The sequence below is a fragment of the Thermococcus aciditolerans genome (genome assembly GCF_008152015.1).
Classification (GTDB): Archaea; Methanobacteriota_B; Thermococci; order Thermococcales; family Thermococcaceae; genus Thermococcus; species Thermococcus celericrescens.
In genome coordinates this window covers 1620306-1640888 of sequence record NZ_CP041932.1, presented here as the reverse complement: position 1 = coordinate 1640888, position 20583 = coordinate 1620306, and the positions used below count along the sequence as shown (strand labels likewise).

At 54.4% G+C, this 20583-nt stretch carries 21 protein-coding genes; 6 read left to right on the top strand and 15 right to left on the bottom strand.

Annotation, left to right across the window (positions count from 1 at the left end; all coding sequences use genetic code 11):
• Positions 1-30: 30 nt before the first annotated feature.
• Together FPV09_RS12245 and FPV09_RS09045 are read right to left on the bottom strand one after the other, a co-directional pair.
• Positions 31-162, bottom strand: a complete 132-nt coding sequence (locus tag FPV09_RS12245) for a hypothetical protein (RefSeq protein WP_281288759.1) — start codon at positions 160-162, stop codon at positions 31-33.
• Positions 159-1625, bottom strand: a complete 1467-nt coding sequence (locus tag FPV09_RS09045) for a radical SAM/SPASM domain-containing protein (protein WP_168194751.1) — start codon at positions 1623-1625, stop codon at positions 159-161. Before FPV09_RS09045 ends, FPV09_RS12245 begins: the two co-directional genes overlap by 4 nt.
• 217 nt (positions 1626-1842) lie before the next feature.
• Between FPV09_RS09045 and trm14 the strand changes: the two genes are divergently transcribed.
• Complete coding sequence (gene trm14 / locus FPV09_RS09040; RefSeq protein WP_148883152.1) at positions 1843-2940, top strand: tRNA (guanine(6)-N2)-methyltransferase; 1098 nt, start codon at positions 1843-1845, stop codon at positions 2938-2940.
• 26 nt (positions 2941-2966) lie between these two features.
• On the opposite strand, the gene FPV09_RS09035 is transcribed toward trm14, so the two are convergent.
• The 4 genes from FPV09_RS09035 to FPV09_RS09020 all read right to left on the bottom strand — a co-directional run bounded on the left by FPV09_RS09035 (position 2967) and on the right by FPV09_RS09020 (position 6644).
• Positions 2967-3485 carry a cell division protein gene (locus FPV09_RS09035; RefSeq protein ID WP_245610449.1) on the bottom strand — a complete coding sequence of 173 codons (519 nt, stop codon included), beginning with the start codon at positions 3483-3485 and terminating at the stop codon, positions 2967-2969.
• 4 nt (positions 3486-3489) lie between these two features.
• On the bottom strand, positions 3490-5241 hold the full coding sequence (locus FPV09_RS09030; protein WP_148883151.1) for an OPT family oligopeptide transporter: 1752 nt from the start codon (positions 5239-5241) through the stop codon (positions 3490-3492).
• 341 nt (positions 5242-5582) lie between these two features.
• On the bottom strand, positions 5583-5921 hold the full coding sequence (locus tag FPV09_RS09025; protein ID WP_148883150.1) for a hypothetical protein: 339 nt from the start codon (positions 5919-5921) through the stop codon (positions 5583-5585).
• A 45-nt stretch (positions 5922-5966) separates the two neighbouring features.
• Positions 5967-6644: a fumarylacetoacetate hydrolase family protein gene (locus tag FPV09_RS09020; protein WP_148883149.1), complete on the bottom strand. Its 678-nt coding sequence runs from the start codon at positions 6642-6644 to the stop codon at positions 5967-5969.
• A gap of 95 nt (positions 6645-6739) precedes the next feature.
• On the opposite strand from FPV09_RS09020, the gene FPV09_RS09015 reads away from it, so the two are divergent.
• Complete coding sequence (locus tag FPV09_RS09015) at positions 6740-7702, top strand: hypothetical protein (RefSeq protein WP_148883802.1); 963 nt, start codon at positions 6740-6742, stop codon at positions 7700-7702.
• On the opposite strand, the gene FPV09_RS09010 is transcribed toward FPV09_RS09015, so the two are convergent.
• The 3 genes from FPV09_RS09010 to FPV09_RS09000 all read right to left on the bottom strand — a co-directional run bounded on the left by FPV09_RS09010 (position 7695) and on the right by FPV09_RS09000 (position 11796).
• Complete coding sequence (locus FPV09_RS09010) at positions 7695-9056, bottom strand: hypothetical protein (protein WP_148883148.1); 1362 nt, start codon at positions 9054-9056, stop codon at positions 7695-7697. The two genes, FPV09_RS09015 and FPV09_RS09010, sit on opposite strands and share 8 nt — an antisense overlap.
• Positions 9057-9111: 55 nt before the next feature.
• Positions 9112-10266, bottom strand: coding sequence for a tryptophan--tRNA ligase (locus FPV09_RS09005; RefSeq protein ID WP_148883147.1), 1155 nt, complete (start codon positions 10264-10266; stop codon positions 9112-9114).
• Positions 10267-10386: 120 nt separating this feature from the next.
• On the bottom strand, positions 10387-11796 hold the full coding sequence (locus FPV09_RS09000; protein WP_148883801.1) for an acetate--CoA ligase family protein: 1410 nt from the start codon (positions 11794-11796) through the stop codon (positions 10387-10389).
• 203 nt (positions 11797-11999) lie between these two features.
• Between FPV09_RS09000 and FPV09_RS08995 the strand changes: the two genes are divergently transcribed.
• The 4 genes from FPV09_RS08995 to FPV09_RS08980 all read left to right on the top strand — a co-directional run bounded on the left by FPV09_RS08995 (position 12000) and on the right by FPV09_RS08980 (position 15043).
• Entirely contained in the window at positions 12000-12575 is a 576-nt protein-coding gene (locus tag FPV09_RS08995; RefSeq protein ID WP_148883146.1) for a helix-turn-helix domain-containing protein, read from the top strand.
• Positions 12576-12601: 26 nt separating this feature from the next.
• On the top strand, positions 12602-12907 hold the full coding sequence (locus tag FPV09_RS08990; RefSeq protein WP_058939297.1) for a DUF211 domain-containing protein: 306 nt from the start codon (positions 12602-12604) through the stop codon (positions 12905-12907).
• Complete coding sequence (locus FPV09_RS08985) at positions 12908-13468, top strand: winged helix-turn-helix domain-containing protein (protein WP_148883145.1); 561 nt, start codon at positions 12908-12910, stop codon at positions 13466-13468.
• A gap of 201 nt (positions 13469-13669) precedes the next feature.
• A complete protein-coding gene (locus tag FPV09_RS08980) occupies positions 13670-15043 on the top strand; it encodes an alpha-amylase (RefSeq protein ID WP_148883144.1) in 1374 nt (457 codons plus the stop codon).
• A 40-nt stretch (positions 15044-15083) separates the two neighbouring features.
• On the opposite strand, the gene FPV09_RS08975 is transcribed toward FPV09_RS08980, so the two are convergent.
• The 6 genes from FPV09_RS08975 to FPV09_RS08950 all read right to left on the bottom strand — a co-directional run bounded on the left by FPV09_RS08975 (position 15084) and on the right by FPV09_RS08950 (position 20545).
• Positions 15084-15458, bottom strand: coding sequence for a hypothetical protein (locus FPV09_RS08975; RefSeq protein ID WP_148883143.1), 375 nt, complete (start codon positions 15456-15458; stop codon positions 15084-15086).
• Positions 15459-15627: 169 nt separating this feature from the next.
• Complete coding sequence (locus FPV09_RS08970; protein ID WP_148883142.1) at positions 15628-16659, bottom strand: hypothetical protein; 1032 nt, start codon at positions 16657-16659, stop codon at positions 15628-15630.
• 183 nt (positions 16660-16842) lie between these two features.
• On the bottom strand, positions 16843-17487 hold the full coding sequence (locus tag FPV09_RS08965; protein ID WP_148883141.1) for a hypothetical protein: 645 nt from the start codon (positions 17485-17487) through the stop codon (positions 16843-16845).
• Between the two features lie 9 nt (positions 17488-17496).
• On the bottom strand, positions 17497-18939 hold the full coding sequence (locus FPV09_RS08960; protein WP_148883800.1) for an NAD(P)H-hydrate dehydratase: 1443 nt from the start codon (positions 18937-18939) through the stop codon (positions 17497-17499).
• Between the two features lie 42 nt (positions 18940-18981).
• On the bottom strand, positions 18982-19533 hold the full coding sequence (locus FPV09_RS08955; protein WP_148883799.1) for a [protein ADP-ribosylglutamate] hydrolase: 552 nt from the start codon (positions 19531-19533) through the stop codon (positions 18982-18984).
• A 55-nt stretch (positions 19534-19588) separates the two neighbouring features.
• A complete protein-coding gene (locus FPV09_RS08950; RefSeq protein ID WP_148883140.1) occupies positions 19589-20545 on the bottom strand; it encodes a DUF835 domain-containing protein in 957 nt (318 codons plus the stop codon).
• Positions 20546-20583 lie beyond the last annotated feature (38 nt).

The window sequence follows — 20583 nt, the reverse complement described above, 5'->3', positions numbered from 1 at the left end:
AAGATAAAAAATTATTAAAGGAATAGCCCATCAGATTGGCTCGGGCCTGTAGCATATGTCCTCCGGCCACCAGCACTCCCAGTCCTCCGGGAACGGGCAGCCGCCCTGGTCGAGAGCTCCACAGGGCCCGATCCAGATCTTGGTCTTGTCTCCGGGGTTCACGACCTCGAACTCCATACTTCACCTACCTCCTTTTTAATTTTTGACTCATCGGCCGAAGCCTCGCTCACCCCGTAAGGGGGTGAGTAGTAATCAAGTGATTTCAACATCTTCTCGAAAATCACAGGGTGGTTTCGCTTAACCTTGACGTAAAGCCACATGGAAAGCCGTATCAGCTCTCTAATGAACTCGCAGTAATAGGGGTCAGGTTTGTGAATGTCCCTCGAATACATGTAGTTTATGTAGTAACAGCCCCCCCTGCACAAGGGATAGGCCCAGCAGTGGTTGCACGGTTCCCTCGGGGGATTGCGAAGTATCTTTTGTATCACCTCTGAATCAACATTGACACCCGATCTAACGTCCCCCACGACGAACTCGTCCATTCCCACGAACCTCTGACAAGGGTAAAGCTTTCCGTCCGAGGATACACCAAAAAGTTTCCTGCCAGCGCCGCAAGGATAGACAAGGGCACGCCTTGAGGCGAGGATCGTGAAGTACTTCCTGAAGTGGGAGTACCTAAACATCTCCGTCTCCTCGATGTGCTCGAGTTCGTACTCGGCAATGAGCTTCAGTTGTTCCTTCAGTGGTGAGACTATCTCGCGGAAACTATCTGAGCCGATAGATGCGGGCTCAATGTGAACACTCCTAACGCCGTTTTCCACAAAAAATCTAAAAATTTCAAAATACCTGTCAATCTGCTCCGGAAGTATCGTTGCCCTCACAGTCACAGGAACACCACTGGTAAGCAGGAGCCGGAGGTTTTTCATTACAACGTCAAACGTTGGATCCCCAGTTTTCGTGGGCCTGTTGTGATTCTGTATCTCCCTGGGTCCGTCCATGCTGAGAACGACGTTAAAGCGGAATCTTTTGAAGAAATCCACAACAGAAGGCGTTATCAAGTAACCGTTTGTGGTGATGCTGAAATTAACGGTCTTCCCCAGGGAGGCTGCCCTCCGCGAAAGAGTCTCGGCAATATATCTGAGCATGTGAAAGTTCAGGAGAGGCTCACCCCCGAAGAAACCAACTGACAGTTTGGAAGACCCCTTGGAAAGCAAAAACTCAATTATGTCATCTGCATCATTTTCATCACGTATCATAAACGGCAGAATCCCGTGCTGCTGCTCATAACAATACACGCATTTAAAGTTACACGCACTCGTCAGGTAGAGGGCAACGGAAGTTGGAACAACCTCGGACGATTTAGAGTCCACGCTCAAGTAAGGAGGAACCGCGCTTAAGGCCTTCAGGCCTTCTATCACCCGGTTCACATCTTGAGGGCTGATTTCAGGGTATTTTTTCAAGAACTCACTAACGCCCTCTTCGACTCCGCGCTTTCTGATGGAATCAAGCAGTTCATAGCTCTCAGCATCTAGCCGAATAAGGTGGAGCGTCTTTGGCGAGAACAGAATGTACTCATCGAGTACCTTGTCAAGATATAATGAACTAACAAATCCATCGCCACACATATACATTCACCGCGTATGGTTTTGTAACATCACAAACTTATAAGAATTACGTTGGTTGAAATTAACAGTTCGACAAATGAACTTTTGACGATAGATAAAATGTCATAACATACAATGGAATAAAATCATTTTGATATCCAATAACCAAGTTATACAAAAGTGCACGGAGGCATTAACCAAATAAAGCTTAAAAGAGGGGACCCAGACATTCGTTATCATGAGACTCCTGCTCACCACTTCACAGGGAATCGAGGACCTTGCAAAGGCCGAGGTCGAGAGCCTGCTCTCAGGCCTTGGAGTTCCGTTTCGTGTGGAAGAGAGGCCTCTCGGCGTTGAAGGGCGGGTTCTTGCCGAGGTCGGCGAGGCTTACTACACCGACGAAAAGGGAAGGAAGCGGGAACTGAGCGTCCCAACGTACCTGAACGAACGCTCCAGGCTCCTCCACAGGGTTATATTGGAGATAGCAATCGAGCGCTTTGAAGGGATAGGCGATGACGAGCCGGAAAAAGCACTCAAACGGATTGAGGACTTCGTTTCATCGCTCCCGATAGAGCACTTTGTAAAAGTCAGCGAGAGCTTCGCCGTGAGGAGCTTCCGGAAGGGTGAGCATAAGATAACGAGCCTTGACGTATCAAAGACCGTCGGCAAGGCGATATTCGAGCGTTTAGAACGCTTCGGAACTCCGAGGGTCAACCTCGACCACCCGGCTGTCATATTCCGGGCAGAGCTGGTTGGGGATGTTTTCTTCCTCGGAATAGACACAACCGGGGACAGCTCCCTCCACAAGAGGCCGTGGCGCGTTTACGACCACCCGGCGCACCTAAAGGCCAGCATAGCCAACGCACTGATTGAGCTGGCAAAACCGGACGGCGGCCCATTCATCGACCCATTCTGTGGTAGCGGTACGATTCCTATAGAGCTGGCCCTGAGGGGCTACGATGGACGGATAATCAGCCTGGAGAAGTATAGAAAACACCTGCGCGGGGCCGAGATTAATGCCCTCTCCGCAGGAGTCCTGGAGCGGATAGAGTTCCTCCTCGGAGATGCCACCAAGCTGAGCGAATACGTCGAGAGTGTGGACTTCGCGGTGAGCAACCTTCCCTACGGCCTTAAAATAGGCAGGAAGAGCATGATCCCCAAGCTTTACTCGGCTTTCTTCCAGGAACTCTCAAAGGTTCTTGAGAAGCGCGGCGTCTTCATAACCACCGAAAAGAGGGCGATAGAGAAGGCGATGACCGAGAACGGCTTCGAGATCAAGCACCACCGCCTCATCGGCCACGGCGGGCTCATGGTACACACCTACGTAATAGAATAGCCAGAGGAGAAGAAAAGAAAGAGAGCTCAGACCTTCAGCGCCTTGACCGCGCTGAGGGTCTCCTTGAGGTCGTCGTAGCCGTAGCGGAGGTATCTCCTTCCCTCGTTCTCATAGCCGTCCGCGAAGGCGCTCCAGGCCCTGTTGAGGGCCCTCTCGCCCCTGCTGAAGACGCTCATGATGGTTCCGTAGGTCATGAGGCCCTCTATCCTGAGGGGCTGCGCCTTCTCGGCGAACTCATCGAGCTCCTCGAGGATTCCGGTGAGTTCTTCAACGGCCTTCTCGCGCGGGGCGTCCATTATCCTCTCGATCCTGCCAAGGGCATCGGTGAGGAGCCTCTCAAGCTCCCTGACGCCTCCGGTTCCGCTCTGGGCCGCCCTGTGGAGCTCCTCCTTCGCACCCTGGCGCCTGAGGAAGATGCCCGCCCCCATGACGACCAGGGAAGCGGCTAAGCCGCCCCACATGGGCGGTATCCTGGCGGCGGTGATGGCTCCCGCAACGAGGCCTACCGTGAGCAGGACGTTTCCAACGAGCTTCTTCATTTCCATCACCTCACGGGTGGAGCACTCCCATAACGGTCAGGACCGCGAAGAGGAGCGTCATTGCCGCCTCTCCGACCATCAGTCCGGCCGCGACCGGGAGCACCTTCTCGGTTATGAACTCGTTGCCCTTCTTCCTCTTCGCCACCTCGTGAACGATACAGCCGAGTCCGTAGGGCAGGATGTAGAGCATCGGCAGGTACATCGACAGGCCGACGAGGACGCCAAGTCCCGGTATTCCGCTCATGGAGAGGGCGAAGCCGAGGATTCCTCCCGCGATGAACTTGTCCACCGGGACGTTGCCGCCGAGGATCGCATCGACCATGGACTTGAGGGCCATGGCCTGCGGCGCCGGGACCATCTCGTTTCCGATGCCGTAGGCCTTCCATATGAGGCCAACGACGGTGAGGGCTATTATCGGGCCTATCCAGGCGGTGAGGAGCTCAACCTTCTGCTGCCTGGAGGGAATACCGCCAACGAGGTGGCCGGTCTTGAGGTCCTGCATCATGTCAGCGGCGCCGGAGATGGCGACACCGACGGTGGCTCCGAGGAGTATGGTCAGCGGCACCTGCTTGCCGGTGAGGTAGAGGAGTATCATGACCGACACGAGGGAGAGGCCGGAGACAGGGCTCCAGTCGGTCATTCCGGTGGACATGGCAACGAGCAGCGCCGCCACGAATATCCAGGCGACACCGACGAGTGCCGTGAGCAGGCTCCTGCCGATGCCGAGGCCGCCGAGCTGGTAGGTGGTTATCAGCAGGAGGAGGAAGGCCAAGGCTATTCCGGCGTAGAGGTACTTTATCGGGAGCTCCTCGTTCCTGCCGGTTCCGAGCTTGCTCGCGTTGGCTATGCTCCTGAGGGCGACTATGATGACGGGCATCGAGAGTATGAGACCCGCTATCGAGCCGCCGAGGAGCATTCCGATACCGAGCGGCCTGGTCATGTTGGCGTAGACGAAGCCACTAATCGCTCCACCGGTGACGTCGCTCGGGAGCCAGCCGAGGGTCTTAACTATGGGCGTGATGATGTAGTATGAGAGTATTCCACCGGCGAGGACTATGAGACCGTTCCTTCCGGTGATGAGGCCCATTCCAAAGACCATCAGCGAGAGGGCCATGGCCAGGCTGACCCACTCGGGGAGGTGGAGTATGGCTCCAAGGTCAATGTACTCGGGGATTATCTCCGGAAGGCCGAGCACCGGGAACTGCTGGACTAGATAGACGGCCGCGCTGACGGCCATGCCGAGGAAGAGCAGTCTGGCCTTCTCGATTCCGCTTCCCGGGGTCTTGAGGACGGTAGCGACGGCCGTTCCGGTCGGGAAGCGAAGCCTGTCTATCTCGATCATCTGCTTCCTCAGCGGGATTATGAAGGTGATTCCCAGTATAGCTCCGGCCGCGGTGGCGAGGAAGAAGTACGTGGTGTTTATCTCCTCGTGGAGTCCCATGATGTAGAGCGCCGGGATGGTGAAGATGACTCCCGAAACGGAGATGTTGACGGCAGAGGCTATGGTCTGGACGATGTTGTTCTCAACGACGGTTCCCTTCTTGAGGATTCCCCTGAGGACTCCCCAGCCGACGATGGCAGCTATCGCCGAACCGCCGGAGGTGAAGCCCATTATCATTCCCGCGTAGGTGAAGCTGGCGGCCATGAAGGCGCCCCAGATGACACCCAGTATTATAGCAGCGGGCGTCACTTCGCGGTAGGTCTCGTCCGAATCCTTACGCTTCCAGCTCGCGTCTCCAACCTTCCAGTTGGCATCCGCCATCTCCCAACCTCCTGTACAGTTATGAGCATTCATGTCCACGTTCTTTAGGAATGTGCATTCCTTGGAGATTGGCCCGTTTGGTAATATAAAGTTTTTCAGACCTGTAAATGCCAAGAACGCGGATTTAAAACCAAAAACGAGTTAAAACAGACTTTTATGCCGTTTTTAGTCTCAGCATGAATAAAAATTCATCAGGAAGATGGACAATTGGACACCAACGCACATTACGACATTGAAGGCTCGAAGGGTGTTTAATGTGCCGTTTAATCCGCCGAACGATGGTTAGTTGAAACTTGAAAATGCTGAAGCGATTTAGGAAAAGTTCTGGGAAAAACGAAGGCTCAGGTCTTCAGGGTCACGTCAATGACCGCGGTCTCGTTGCCGGGGTTCCTCACCACAACCTTCCACCTGCCCTCCGGAAGCTCAACGACCGCATTTACTTCCCTGACGGTTCCAAAGTCCCTCAGCACGGTCCCGTCGGAGGAGACAACCTTCACCTCAATGGGAACGCTGGAGCTTATCTCAACCGTCAGATTCGCCGGACCCCTGAAGGGCCACTCTCTGCTCTCCCCGGCTGGAACGCTCTTTCCCCTGGCGTAGACGAAGTTGTTGTCGAGACAGCCCGCGATCAGGATTGAGAGGACAAGGACGACAACCACCAGCCAACGGACGGGCTTCATGACACCACCGAAGACAGTTAAAGATTAAAAACTTAAAAAAGTTTTTCAGCAGAGTATCGAACCCTCGGCCAGAACATCGAACTCGACCCTACCTATGCCCTCTATCCACGCCTCAACCCTGTCCCCGTGCCTGAGCGGGCCTACTCCAGCGGGAGTTCCGGTCGCTATTATGTCCCCGGGTTCGAGGGTCATCACCGAGCTTATGTACTCTATCAGCTCCGGGACCTTGAAGACCATCTCGCTCGTCCGTCCGAGCTGTCTGAGCTGGCCGTTCACCTTGAGACCTATCTCTAGGTCCTCGATGTTAAGCTCTCGCTTATCAACCACCCTCGGACCGACCGGGGCGAAGGTGTCGAATCCCTTAGCCATGCTCCAGGGGAGGCCCCTCTCCCTCGCCTCGGCCTGAAGGTCGCGAGCGGTTATGTCAAGGAGTATCGTGTAGCCGAGCACGTAGTCCATGGCCTTTTCCGTCGGCACGCGCTTCGCGCGCTTCCCGATTATCACCGCCAGCTCTACCTCGTGGTCAACCCGCTTGCTAATTCTCGGCAGTATTATCGGCTCGCCAGGACCGATGAGGGCGCTCGGAGGTTTGAGGAAGAACACCGGCCTCTCAGGAACGTCGCTCTCCATCTCCTTGGCATGCTCGGCGTAGTTCTTAGCCAGGGCCACTATCTTGCTCGGCCTGATTTCGTAGTATGTGTCACGGAAGGGAAGGCGCACCATGATGCAGCACCGGCATAAATTTCGGGAAGGGGGTTATAAACCGCTCGCGGGAAGGATAATAAACCACTTCACCCAAATCCTCACTGGTGAAACCCATGAAGCTCGTCGTCCTCAAGGAGAGGGGAAGCACGCTCGTCTTCATTTTCCTGGTGATTTTCATAGTGCTCTTCACGCTGCCGCTGATATACATGCTCATCAACGTTCCCGAAGGGAGGGTGTTCATCCTGGGCTTCTTCATCTTCTTCCTCCTGATAACGTCCCTTGGCGCTTACTCCCTGCTCAGAAAGCGGAGGGAGTACCGGCGCGCCGAGAACTTCGCGAGCCTGGCGGGCTTCTCGGACTCGGAGGTAACCTTTCCTGAGGAGCTTGAATTCGAGACGGGAACGCTTGAGCTGCGGGGCTACTGGGTCGGAAGTGGAAAGAACCGGAGCTACCACGTGGAGAGAAAGTTTATCCCGGGAGAGAAAAAGAGGGCCTCACGGGTTCCCTTCACAGACTCACCGTTCAAGGTGGCCGTTTCTCCCGACGGAACGGGCTTCGTAAAAGCTCCGGCGGTTAGGATAACCGATGAACTCTACAAAAACATCGTGGTGCTCTTCTTCACCGATGACGGGGACGTTAGAGGGAGTGGCACTGTAACCGTTGCCACTGAAAGCGATTCCGCCCAAATAAACTTCAGAGGAGACGGGAAGTTTATCATGGGAACGGTTTACTCGACGCTCACCAAGGCTAGGACCGTTAAGGTCGCCATAAGCGCCGAAGGATTTGAGTACGAAAAGATCGTCGGCAAGGGTCGAAGCTTCGAGTTCAGGGAGAGGATGCTCCCCGGGGAGAGGGTCATCATGGTCGGCTCCTACGGCACGATAACGCCGAAGATGGTGGCGGAGTCCCTCGGCGGCGGAACCGTCACCCTCGGGCACGGTGAGTTCATAATCCGGGGCGTTCTGGACATAAGGCTGAGGCCGGACGTGCGAGCTGAAGAGACCTTCAGGGTCGAGTTGAAGGGAGAGGAAATCGAGAAAGGAAGGGAGTTCGAGGAGGAGCGGGGGTTCACCTGAAGGCTGCGGATACCATCTGAAACGCCCTATACATGCCCAGCAGGAGGCCCAATAGGAACAAAGATGTCAGGAGAGACACAAAGAGCGTGAAGGCCCAGTATGATGAGGTTGCATAGCCAGCCAAGAGTGCCAGGGAGACAACCAATGAGGGCGGCAGAAACAGAAAGAGGAACCCCCACTTCAGGTTGAGACGTGAGAGGAGCAGAGCCACGGCCCACGTCAAGAGCACAAGCAGCGACGCCCCTACCGGAGGGTATCCCCAGAGGATGCCGAGGAACAGGAGGAGTATCGCTGAAGACGCAGCCACCCAGCAGGCTTCCTCCCGGTCGGGTTTTTTCTGTCGTAAGAGCAAGACAGCCCCCAATATGGGGATGATGGGGCCCACTCCCCCAAGCGTCACGACACTCTTCCAGAGGTCCAGGGGGTTAAATATATGCCCGTAGGCCCTGAACAGAGAAACGGGCAAAGAGCCGCCGGGCATGTAAACCTCCCCATTCACGGGAGGGAATATCATGGCATAAATACCTGATGCAGGCTTTTTGGAAACAGAGTACTCAGGGGAGCTCACCGGGAGCAGTGCCGGGTCTCCAAAGAGAACGGCCTTGGGGTGAATTCCAACCTTCCGGAAGTATGCATTGCTGATCTGGACGAGCTTTCCCAACGGATAACCTGAGGCCCAGAACCCGCTGGAGAGATAGGAGACGCCACCCATCTCCACCGATGCTACAACGGCCGGCGAGCCCCTCCGGAGAAGGGCAAGGACGAGGGAGGCATTGGACTTCCACACCTCCCCAACATCGCATGACTCAAAGACAAAAGCCCTTCCCACGGGCTCGCCCATGTGGTCCCTATCGAACCTCCACCATCCCATGTCCACCCCCGAAGGGCTCCCATGACCCCCAATCCATACCAGTGAGGCTTTCTCGGCAGCCCTCACGTACTCCCCGTATTCAAAGCTCCCCGCTTCTATGAAGAGTGCTTTTCCGGGCCTAAAACTCCGAAGAGCTCTTGCCCAGCCGGCAAAATCCTCCTCCCTCTCAACTGGATAAAACCCAACCGCCGGGTCGTAAATGCCGTCCCCATTGCGGTCAAGCCGGCGGTAGATTGAATATACGAAATTCCTCTCGAACCGGGAGGAATTCACGACAAAAAGGACGTAATCATTCGGTCCGAGAAAGCTGAAATTCGAGAAGTTGGAAATAACCACAGTCCCGTTGTGGAGATTTGCCACCTCACAGGCATACGGGTACAGACCCGCGAGCCTTTCATCGAGAACAACGTAGTAATGGGCCGAAACGGCAGGAACAAAGAGGAGGAACGCCAAAAGGACCTGAACCCACTTAACCCACCCCATTCCCAGCGCCCCAATATGAAGAAGTCCTCACATATAAAAAGGGTTGCGAAAGGGATCACTCCTTCAGCGGCTCCGGGATGCTCTTATCCCACTGCTCCCTCGCCAGCTCGCCGGTGTACTTGAACTTCTCGACTTTCTTCTCGGCCTCTTTCCTCTTCTTCTGGTGCTCCTTGAGGAACTCCTGAACCCTCTCAATCAGCTCGCGCTTGCACTGGCCGCAGAGGAGCTCGCCACTTTTGCACGCGTGATAGCGCTCCATGAGCTTCTTGTCGTCCGGCTCGAAGAATATCTCGAACCACTTGAAGACGACGCACTTCTCAGGTTCTCCTCCCTTCTCGCGCTGCTCCTTCGCTGTCGCTCTCCCACCGGTAAGGGCGTACTTCCATATCTTCTTGCCCGCCTCTTCGGGGTCATCCGTGAGGTAGACGGCCGTCTCTGGCTTGCTTGCACTCATCTTTCCGCCGAGGTCTATCAACCCCGGAACGAACTTAGAATGAATTGCAGCGGTCTTGTAGTAGCCTAGGCTCTCCGCGAAGTCCCTCTGGAGCCTCCAGTAGGGATCCTGGTCAATCGCAGCTGGGATTAAACAGCGCTTCTTCTCGAAGAAGGTCGGAGCGGCCTGTATGGCTGGGTAGAATATCATTCCAATCTTGCTCTGATCGGTGAAGCCGAAAACAGCCCTGGCCATCGAGTAGTTTATTTTCTTGGCTATAGGAATGGCCATCTCGTATATCTTGGTGAACTCGCTGTCCTGGAAGATGAATGTTTTATCCGGGTCAAAGCCGACCGCTATAATGTCAAGGATGTTGTCGTAGGCCCATCTCTTCGTATCGTCGAAGGTGAGCTTGTCCTTGAACAGGAACTTCTCGTCGTCCGTTATCTGGATGTAGAGATTGACGTCAAAGTTCTCCTGGAGCCATTTGGTGGCGTAGAACGGTATGATGTGGCCAATGTGCATCGGCCCGCTCGGCCCCCTGCCGGTATAGAGGAAGAAGCCCTTCCCCGTTTCGTAGTCGGCAAGAACCTTATCGTAGTCCCTATGGGAGAAGAAGAACTTCCTTCTGAAGAATATTGGAAGTTCGCTCTTCGTAAGCTCCGCGGTCTTCTCTATAAGCTCGTCCGTTAGCGGACTGGTTCCGAACTCGACTATAAGCTTCGCGTAGTCTACCACACCTTCAACGTCCCATGGAGTGACCTTAAAGTCGTCCATTCAAAGCACCTCCATCTCCAGTGGAAACGAAACTCCAGACTAAGACGGTCAAGAAGAGGTCGGCTTCACCAGGGCCAAAAGCAATCACCGGGCATGGGAAGAGAAAGGGAAGAAGGGGATTTAAAGTTTTCCATTCTCCCTCAGCCACTCGCCGTACTTGACGAGGGCGTAGACCGCATCGACGCCGTCCTCCACGGTCTCGTAGACGGGAACGCCCTTGAGCTCGATGTTCCTGGCCATTTTGTGCGGATAAGTCCCCCCGGGGGCGACGAAGACTATCGGCTTGCCGTACTCCTGCATCCTGGCCATCGCCTCGACGATTCCCTCGTCGAGGGCCGGGCTCTGGAAGAGCGCTATGACGACGAGGACGTCAACGTTTTCATCCTCCAGCGCGTAGCGCATAGCTATCTCGTACCTGCTCGATGGGGCGTCGCCGATGACGTCTATCGGGTTCCTGTAGCTCATGTGGTGCGGGAGCTTGCCTTCCTCGATGTCTTTCCTAAAGCGCTCATTAGTTTCTTCGCTCAGCTCCGCGAGCCTCATGCCCTTCTCAAGCAGACCGTCGCTCATCATGACACCAGCACCGCCGCCGTTGGTGACTATCGCAACCCTGTTGCCCTTCGCCGGCTTCTGCATCGCCAAGGCCTTGGCGTAGTTGAAGAGCTGGCGCATGCTCTTGGCGCTCAGAACGCCGGTCTGCTCAAAGGCGGCCTCGTATATCTTGTAGGAACCTGCGAGTGAACCGGTGTGGGAAGCTGCGGCCTTGGCGCCGGCCTCAGTTCTACCGCTCTTGAGTATGACGACGGGCTTCTTGAGGGTGACCTCCTTGGCGGTGTTGAAGAACTTCCTTCCGTCCTTGACGCCCTCTATGTAGCCGGTGATGACTCCGGTCTTCGGGTCGTCGCCGAGGTAGGCCATGAAGTCGCTCTCGTCGAGGTCGGCCATGTTTCCGAGGCTGATGAACTTGCTCATTCCTATCTTGTGGCTGGCGGCCCAGTCGAGGATTGCAGCACCGAAGGCACCGCTCTGGCTCATGAAGGCGACCTTTCCGAAGGGCGGCCTCGCCTGTCTCTCCGGCGGGTTGAAGTTGCAGTCGAAGCCGTTCTCGAGGTTCGTCACGCCGAGACAGTTCGGACCGACGAGCCTTATTCCCCACTTTCTGGCGCGCTTAACAAGCTCCTCCTCAAGCTCGGCCCTTCCGGCCTCCTTGAAACCGGCGGAGATGACGACGGCGCTCTTAACCCCCTTCTCGCCGCACTCGTCTATGACGTCGGGGACGAACTTCGCCGGAACCGCTATGACAGCGACGTCGACATCGTCGGGTATCTCCTTAATGCTCCTGTAAACCTGGAACTTCTTCCCGTTGACCTCGACCTCGCCGCCCTTGACGTTGACGGCGTAGACCTTTCCATCGAATTTGAGCGTTATCGAACGCATTATCGAGTTTCCTATCTTTCCGGGGACGTTTGACGCCCCGATGACCGCGACGCTCTTCGGATAAAACAGGAAATCGAGCTTTGGTGCCTCCATCTTGTCCACCTCCGAAGGTTTTTCGGGAGCCCATATTTAAGCCTTCCTCCCCAGATGGGTACATCCGGGAAGGTGGATATTTTGTCCAGCAGTGGCCCTAATGAACCAGGGCCTTTACGTATATAAAGCTACCGCAGAAAGCAAAAGGGTTATATGCCATAACGTTAAAAGAAGCATTAGAACGTTTAAATTGGGTGGTGGAAATGGCGAAAGTGAAGGTCATAACGGACCCGGAAGTTATAAAGCTGATGCTTGAGGACACGAGGAGAAGGATCCTCGGACTGCTCCGCAACAAGGAGATGACCATCTCCCAGCTGAGCGAGATACTGGGGAAGACGCCCCAGACGATATACCACCACATCGAGAAGCTCAAGGAGGCCGGCCTCGTCGAGGTCAAGAGGACTGAGATGAAGGGCAACCTGGTGGAGAAATACTACGGAAGAACGGCCGACGCATTTTACATCAACATGTACCTCGGAGACGAGGAGCTCCGCTACTTCGCCCGCTCAAGGCTCAAGATAAAGCTGGAGATATTCAAGGCCCTTGGCTATGAGTTCAATGACGAGGAGCTACTCAACACGATGGATGAGCTTCTCAAGAAGGAGCACGAGTGCAAGACGGAAATATCAAAGGAGATCGAGGCCAACGAGGAGGCCCTCAAGGACTTCTCCAACGAGGACATCATCCACGCCATCGAGTGGCTGGCCATGGCCAGGATGGGCCGCGACGAGGAGACCCTGGCGCTCTTGAAGAAGCTGGGAGAAATACTTAAAAAATAACTCCTAGAAAGGGGAAGCGATGGGATATGGCAAAGGGGATAAGGTTACTGGTTCTGGATGTGCTTAAACCGCACCAGCCGATGGTGACGGAGCTGGCGCTCGGACTCAGCGAGCTCGACGGGGTCGATGGGGTCAACATAACCCTCGTTGAGATAGACAAGGAGACGGAGAACGTCAAGATAACGATGGCCGGCGACAACCTCGACTACGACGAGATAGTCAGGACGATAGAGGAGTTCGGCGGCGTGGTGCACAGCATAGACATGGTTGCGGCGGGTAGGAAGATTGTTGAGGAGGGAGAAACCCCCCAGGACAAGCTGGAGGAGTACTGAGTGAGGGAAGTTTTGATAATCACAGAGCCCGAGAAGGTGAAGGTGCTCTCGGAAGGGACCAGACTCAAAATCCTACAACTCCTAAGGGATCGCCCAATGACCGTCAACGAACTCAGCGATATCCTCGGAAAGGACAGAACGACCATATACAGACACATAAAGATGCTGGAAAACGCAGGTCTCGTGGAGGAGCTTGAAGTCCAAGGAAACGAAAGGGTTTACTCCAGGACCGCGAGATTGTACCTCATCAAGGCAGACCCCGACGAGAGCGTAGAGAAGTTCAGACAGGCTTACCTCCAGGTCGAGGCGGAGAAGCTCGTCCAGATCCTCGAGAAGGCAGGGTTTAAGATAAAAAACAGAGAGAAGCTGGTAAAACTTGCCAAGGAGGTTCTGGACGAAATAGAGATTAATTCTCAGTCGATTCTTAAGAGAATATCCCAAGCCGACGTCGACTTAACGGAGATAGAGCTCTTCCACCTCCTCAACATGCTTGTCTTCATGCAGAGCTGCGAGCTGTGCGGAAAGGCCCAAGAGGCCCGACAGATGATTGAAGATGACTAAGCCTTGTTATCCTGCCCTTTCTCTTTCAACTGGCCCTCCCTAAAGGGCTAGCTCACGGAGAGAAAAACTCAATGTTGAAACGGGATGTTTCATTTCTGACCATCCACCCGGTGTTCTTTTACGTCCTACAATGAACAATAGTGGCAAAGTTTAAATATTTCACCATCGGTGATATATTCTGACCATCTGGTGGTGATTGCCATGGCCAGAAAGGTGTTGGTGGCAATTCTAGTACTTCTGGTCTTTCTCAGCGCCTCGGCAGTTCCGGCAAAGGCGGAAACCCTTGAAAACGGCGGCGTCATAATGCAGGCCTTCTACTGGGACGTCCCAGGTGGAGGAATCTGGTGGGACACCATAGCCCAGAAGATACCCGACTGGGCGAGTGCCGGGATTTCGGCAATATGGATTCCCCCCGCGAGCAAGGGCATGAGCGGCGGCTATTCCATGGGCTACGACCCCTACGACTTCTTCGACCTTGGTGAGTACTACCAGAAGGGAACGGTGGAAACGAGATTCGGCTCAAAGGGGGAGCTGGTGAACATGATAAACACCGCCCACGCCTACAACATGAAGGTCATAGCGGACATAGTCATCAACCACCGCGCCGGTGGCGACCTGGAGTGGAACCCCTTCGTAAACGACTACACCTGGACCGACTTCTCCAAGGTTGCCTCCGGCAAGTACACCGCCAACTACCTCGACTTCCACCCGAACGAGCTTCACGCGGGCGATTCCGGAACCTTTGGCGGCTATCCGGACATATGCCACGACAAGAGCTGGGACCAGTACTGGCTCTGGGCCAGCAACGAAAGCTATGCCGCCTACCTCCGGAGCATCGGCATCGACGCCTGGCGCTTCGACTACGTCAAGGGCTACGCCCCCTGGGTCGTCAAGGACTGGCTGAACTGGTGGGGAGGCTGGGCCGTAGGAGAATACTGGGATACCAACGTTGATGCCCTTCTCAACTGGGCCTACGACAGCGGCGCCAAGGTCTTTGACTTCGCCCTTTACTACAAGATGGACGAGGCCTTCGATAACAACAACATCCCCGCCCTCGTCGATGCCCTCAGGAACGGCCAGACCGTAGTCAGCCGCGACCCGTTCAAGGCGGTGACCTTCGTCGCCAACCACGACACGGACATAATCTGGAACAAGTACCCGGCCTACGCGTTCATTCTCACCTACGAGGGACAGCCGACAATATTCTACCGCGACTACGAGGAGTGGCTCAACAAGGACAGGCTCAAGAACCTCATCTGGATACACGACAACCTCGCGGGAGGAAGCACCGACATAGTCTACTACGACAGCGACGAGCTGATATTCGTCAGAAACGGCTACGGAAGCAAGCCGGGACTGATAACCTACATCAACCTCGGCTCAAGCAAAGCCGGAAGGTGGGTCTACGTTCCGAAGTTTGCCGGCTCGTGCATACACGAGTACACCGGCAACCTCGGCGGCTGGATTGACAAGTGGGTGGACTCAAGCGGCTGGGTCTACCTCGAGGCCCCAGCCCACGATCCGGCCAACGGCCAGTACGGCTACTCTGTCTGGAGCTACTGTGGGGTGGGCTGAAGTCTCCCACTCCAGTTGTTTCCATTCTTCTCGTTTCTGTTTACGACGACACTTGATTGGCTCCCTTTCTCGCGAATCCGGGCCAGAGAAACTCAAAAATCCCACTGAGAAGCCAGGCTGTGAAGAACATCATCATCTCCTTGGAGACCCCATAGACGCTCTCTTCAAGGAGCAGGTACTCCGCCCCAACGAGAACCACCAAAGCAGTATACAGAAGGACGTTCTGGAGTAAAAAGGCCCCCTCCAGTTTCCCGTTCCGGAACTCCCAGGCGCAGGGGAGGAGGGCACCCGCAACCCAGAGAAGGACCAGAACGAGCATTGTCTCAGGGGAGAATCCCCTGACCGCGAGGACAGCTACCGCAAGTATAACGACCGGAACCGACATGACCACCCGAACCGCGTTTTCGGACACCATTTTTCATCACCTGCAGTCACTCCAATCAGGACTGCCAACAAAGCTTCCACTTCATACAGGTTCACTCTTTCAAGTTTTTGCACCATCACAGGAACATTCACTATTGAGCAAAATCGTGATAAAAATAAGAATAGAAGCTCGTTGATTTATCTTATTCTCTCTAGAGATTTTAAGATTCCTTCACGCAGAGGGGACTAACCTCAACCTCGAATTTCAGTGTATCCGTTGGGATAATCATCCAGTTGGCAACGTTGAACTTCGCACGGGCCTCAAAGGATAGCCGGGCTGTGTTCGGCTTGGAGACAATGATAACGCTTGGGTTTGCCTCGAGGATTATTCCGTAGGCAGGTCTTGAGAGCCTTCCACTTCCAATCTTCTTTACAAAGTCATAGTGAATGAACTCAACGTTCCTTCCAATCTCGCGACTCTTAACCTTCCACCTGAACGTGACGCCGTCGTTGGTTTCCTCACTTGTTGATGCAGAGGCGGAATAACTGAGTAAGTTTCCACCCGCATTTATTGTTGAAGTGTATGAATAGTATTTTTTAGGTCCCCCATCCATTTTGGGTAGCCACTTGCTTATCCATATCTCCGAAAGGGGTATTCTGGTCGGAACACTTATGTCGACGGTCATCTCATCAACGGCTATGTCGCTCCTCTTGGGATTGCCCGACTGATGGATTTCCACAAGGTAGTATTTCATCCCCGATGTTGTGGAGACGTAGCTGAACTCTGCCGTTACCCACATCTCCATTGTGTTTCCAACGGAGGCCTTTTTCCATGTGACTGCCCCAATGTCGGTCCAATCTCGGGTTCGTCCCATTATCGATATCTTCCTGCGTGCCGGCCTCTGCGAGAAGTTCTTTGCTTTTTTAATGAAGTCCCTCAGGACGGTCTCCTTTTTTACGGGCCCTTCTACGATGTAGTAATATACTCTACCGCTGGTATCCCTATATACTCCCAAGAACGTTACTTGAGATAACTCACGACTGGGGACTATTCTGAGCATCAGATTTTTGTGATTCATCCCTACTAAGGCTTTCACTGCATCCTCCCCGTAAAAGTACATCATTTTGCCCGTTGGAGTTGGCAGGGGTTCAATGTCCAGCGTATCTTTGTCAGATTCCGTTGCCACCTCCGCGGATATATTTGTTCCAGCCGCTGTCACCCCTACCACCAGCAGTCCGAGGAGGACCGCCATCAACGGACGCCACTTCACGCAGTTCGCCTCCAAGAGTTTTCAACGGATATAAAATCCAAGTCCTTAAAAGTTTTTCTTTTTAGTAGTAATTTACAATCAAAACAGAAAAAAGATTTTAACTGTCTTCAAATGACCCCATTTGATGAAACAATATTGAGTTAAAAGAGAACCCAAATAAGTCCCTCAGCTCAACCCGCACCACTCTTCCTTTACCATAACAACCTCATCGGTGAGGTACGTCCCGTTAACGACTTCCAGGGTGCACAGGAGAGTCCCGTTTTTGCCCGTGATCTCCGCGAAAACCCCCCACGTTCTTCCAAGGACGTCAACACTCTCGTTCACACAGATCGTCTCGTTTGAAGCCTGGAAGAGAAAGTAAACGATGGAGTTCCTTTCAATTTTGTAGCCGAGGTAAGTGCCGTTGATGCAGGAATTCAGGGTTATCCTCCGCCGCAGGGCATCTTCAAGGGTTGGGAAGCAGTGCCCGTCGTCGATGACGAAGCGTCCGTCCTCAAAGACCGCCCTGCAGTAGAGCACATCCCCATCGCGTATCTCCGCCACCACGTAATCGACGGGAAGGTCAAAGGCCTTCACGAGCCGAAAGTCCCTTCTACCCCCACCGGAGCGCCTGAACTTGAAGAGCGCCACGTGGGTGACCTCGTTGGGATAGCCGGCCATAAGCTCCGCACCCTCAAACTCCACTGGAGAGCCGAAGTGGGTCTCGACCTCCAGCTGGTACTTCTCCCCTGAAAAGAAGATAAGAAAGGAAACCAGAGCCAGGGAGACAACGGCAAGAAAAAGGAAGGCCTTCAAAAGGCGGCCGGCCATCGTACCACCTCAGAACTCCATCACCCACCTAACCGCGTGCGGCACTTTCTTCGCAACCTCCAAAGCGGTGAAGTTCTCGCCGAGTTCCTCCTTCACCATGTCCCCGGCGAGGCCGTTGAGGAAGGCTCCAGCGGAAGCGGCCCTCAACGGTTCGTTGCCGAGTGCGAGCAGAGCGCCAACGAGACCGGCCAGGACATCGCCCGTTCCACCGGTGGTCATGCCTCTGTTCCCTGTTCTGTTGTACTTCCAGGTTTTTCCGTCGCTGATGACGTCGTAGGCCCCCTTGAGCAGGATAACGCCGCCAACCTCGCCGGCCTTCTCCCTCACAACCTCAGCCTTCTCTATGAACAAACTCTCGGGCTTCACGCCAAAGAGAACCCCGAATTCGCCGGCGTGGGGAGTTAAGACAAAGGTCTTTCCATTGAGAACGCTCAAATCCTCGGCCACCGCCTTTAGACCGTCGGCGTCTATGACCATCGGCTTTTCGCAGCGCTTTACAAATTCCCTCACGAATTCCTTCGTCTCCTCAGTGAGTCCGATTCCCGGGCCGATGACGACGGCGTCGGCCTTTTCAGCTATGCTCAGGAGTTCATGAACGTGTCCAGGCGAGAAGTTCCTTCCCCCAATAGGCCTGAGGATTAAATCGGGGTCGCTTATCCTCATTGCCGGTTCAGAGGGCATCGCCAGGTAAACGAGGTCAACGAGATAGCTCGCGGCCTTGGAAGCGAGGTAGGGGGCACCGTAGTAGTCTCCGCTGCCGCCGATAACGAGCAGTTTGCCGTTCTGGCCCTTGTGCTCGCCCTTCTTCCTGAGTGCGAACTTTGCATCACCGGGGCCAACGAGGTGGTAGAGCTCCTTTGGATAGCCGATTTTGACTATTACCCTCTCAAAGCCGTCGTACTCTTCCTTGTCCCACTGGAAGGTCACCGCGAAGTCCGCTTTAACGCGAACCCCGCTTGGGTAGCCGCTCGGAAGGTCAATGCTGACTACCTTGGCCTTTCCGGCGTATTCGTTAATCTTCTCTATCGCGGAGCGTATCGGTTCGCGCGGCTCGCCCCTTGTGCCGGCCCCAAGAAGGGCATCAACGATAACGTCGTAAGCGCTCAGGTCGAGGGACTTTATGTAGGCGGAATCCTTGAGAACCTTGATTTTCACGAAGTCGAGGCCCTTGAGTATCTCCCAGTTGTGCCTGGCTTCCTCGCTCCTTATCTTCGCCTCATCCCCCACGAGGAAGAGCGTGACATCGTTCTCGAAGCTGAGGTGTCTGGCCGCCACAAAGCCGTCGCCGCCGTTGTTCCCAGTCCCGGAGAAGACTGCAATTTTGAGCCCCTTTCCAAAGCGCTCTTCAATCGTCCTGGCAACGCCGGAGCCGGCGTTCTCCATGAGCTGGTAAGGAGTAATCCCGAGCCACTTGGCGTTTATGTCCCAGATGTAAACGTCCTCGATGCGCATGAGTATCACCAAGGAAGTAATTGAAAGCGAATGATAAAAACCTCACTCAAAGTCAAAGGCTTTCTTTGCAGCCCTGTAATCCCTCTCCGAATACAGCACCAGATAAACCCTCTCGACGCTCTCCGCTTCCTTCGAGAACTCCTCGACCGTCTCTTTGAACGTCCTCACTACCTCCTCCAGCGGGCAGCCGTAGATGCCTGCACTTATGGCCGGGAAAGCTATACTCCCCACGCCAAGCTCATCGGCCTTTTTCAGCGCGCCGAGTATTGCCTTCTTGAGCTTTTCTCTCCTGTCGTTATCCCAGACGCCACCGCAGTAGGGTCCGACCGTGTGGATGACGTACCTGATTCCGTGCCTTTCGAGCCTCATCGCAGGAGTCACAACGACCTCTCCATGCTCGATTGACTCCTTCCCGAGCTGCTCCCTCATCGCCTCCTTGCTTATCCTGATGTACTCGCGGGCGTTTCCAGCGGCGGCCTTCGCTATGGCGTAGGCGACGCCACCGCCGTGCTCGAGGTAGCGGTTGGCGGCGTTGACTATGACTTCAGCTGGAAAACGGGTTATGTCTCCACGGACAATCTCAAAGGAGACCATCGGGCCCACCGTTTCATCTAATCCCCTTCAGGACTTAAGAGCTTTGCCGGGCTGGCTAATCGAGGAGCTTGCGGAGTATCTTCCTCTCCCGCTCATCCAGAAAGGAATCGTCCCCCACTATAACGATGGTTGCATTGTGGAGCAGAGCGTAGTCCCTCATCGTTGCCAAGAATTTGATAACCGCGGAGAATCCATTCTCAAGGATTAGATACTCAAGGCCGTCGATAACGATGACCGGGCGCTTTCCGTGCTCGTTGGCCCTTTTCATGAATTTAACAGCGATGTCGAGTATCTTGGGAAGGTTGGTGGGCGAAATTCCCCCATCAGAAACCTTGGTTATCCAGAACCAGTTAGGGAACTCCCTCCTCTGCCTTGAAAATACCAGAGCACCCTCAAAGATATCCTCTGAAACGGACCCGAGCATGACCACCCCGGGCTTCAGCTCGGTCTTTACATCCATCACCTCAAACTCGCCGATGAATGAACTATCGAGGAAGGTCTTTATTGAAACGTAGGAGAGGACAAAGGCCAAGAGCGCCTCAACCAGGCCAACGTAGGAATTGGAAAAGTAGTAACCCCTGAGGAATGAAATGGCGGCAAAGAGAATTTCAAGGAGTCCCATTAGCCTCAAATCGCCGTTCCCAGTAAGGATTAAGTAAATCCCCGAGAACATTACACTCGCCGAGAGAACGGCGAAGGAAGCTATAGAATGTTCAGGAAATAGGAAGATCAACCCCGCTATAGGGATAACGGAGAAATACCTAAGCTCCCGGGAATATCTAAGAGGGCATAGGAGCTCGTCCGAGGCCCTTATGTTCCCAAGCCAGATAAAGAATGCGAAGAAGGCGAGGCCGACCGCGTATATGGATTCCCCGGGGACGAAGAAGTGTATCGAAAGACTGAACCACGCCAGTGCGTAGTAAACGAGCGCCTTCCGTCCCGTAAGGTGATAGTTATAGAAGAGTAAAACGTACGATACAAGGAACGCCGCGCCAAAAATCAGCTCGATCATCCCAGCTCACCGGTTATAGTTTCTATTCACATGCCTTT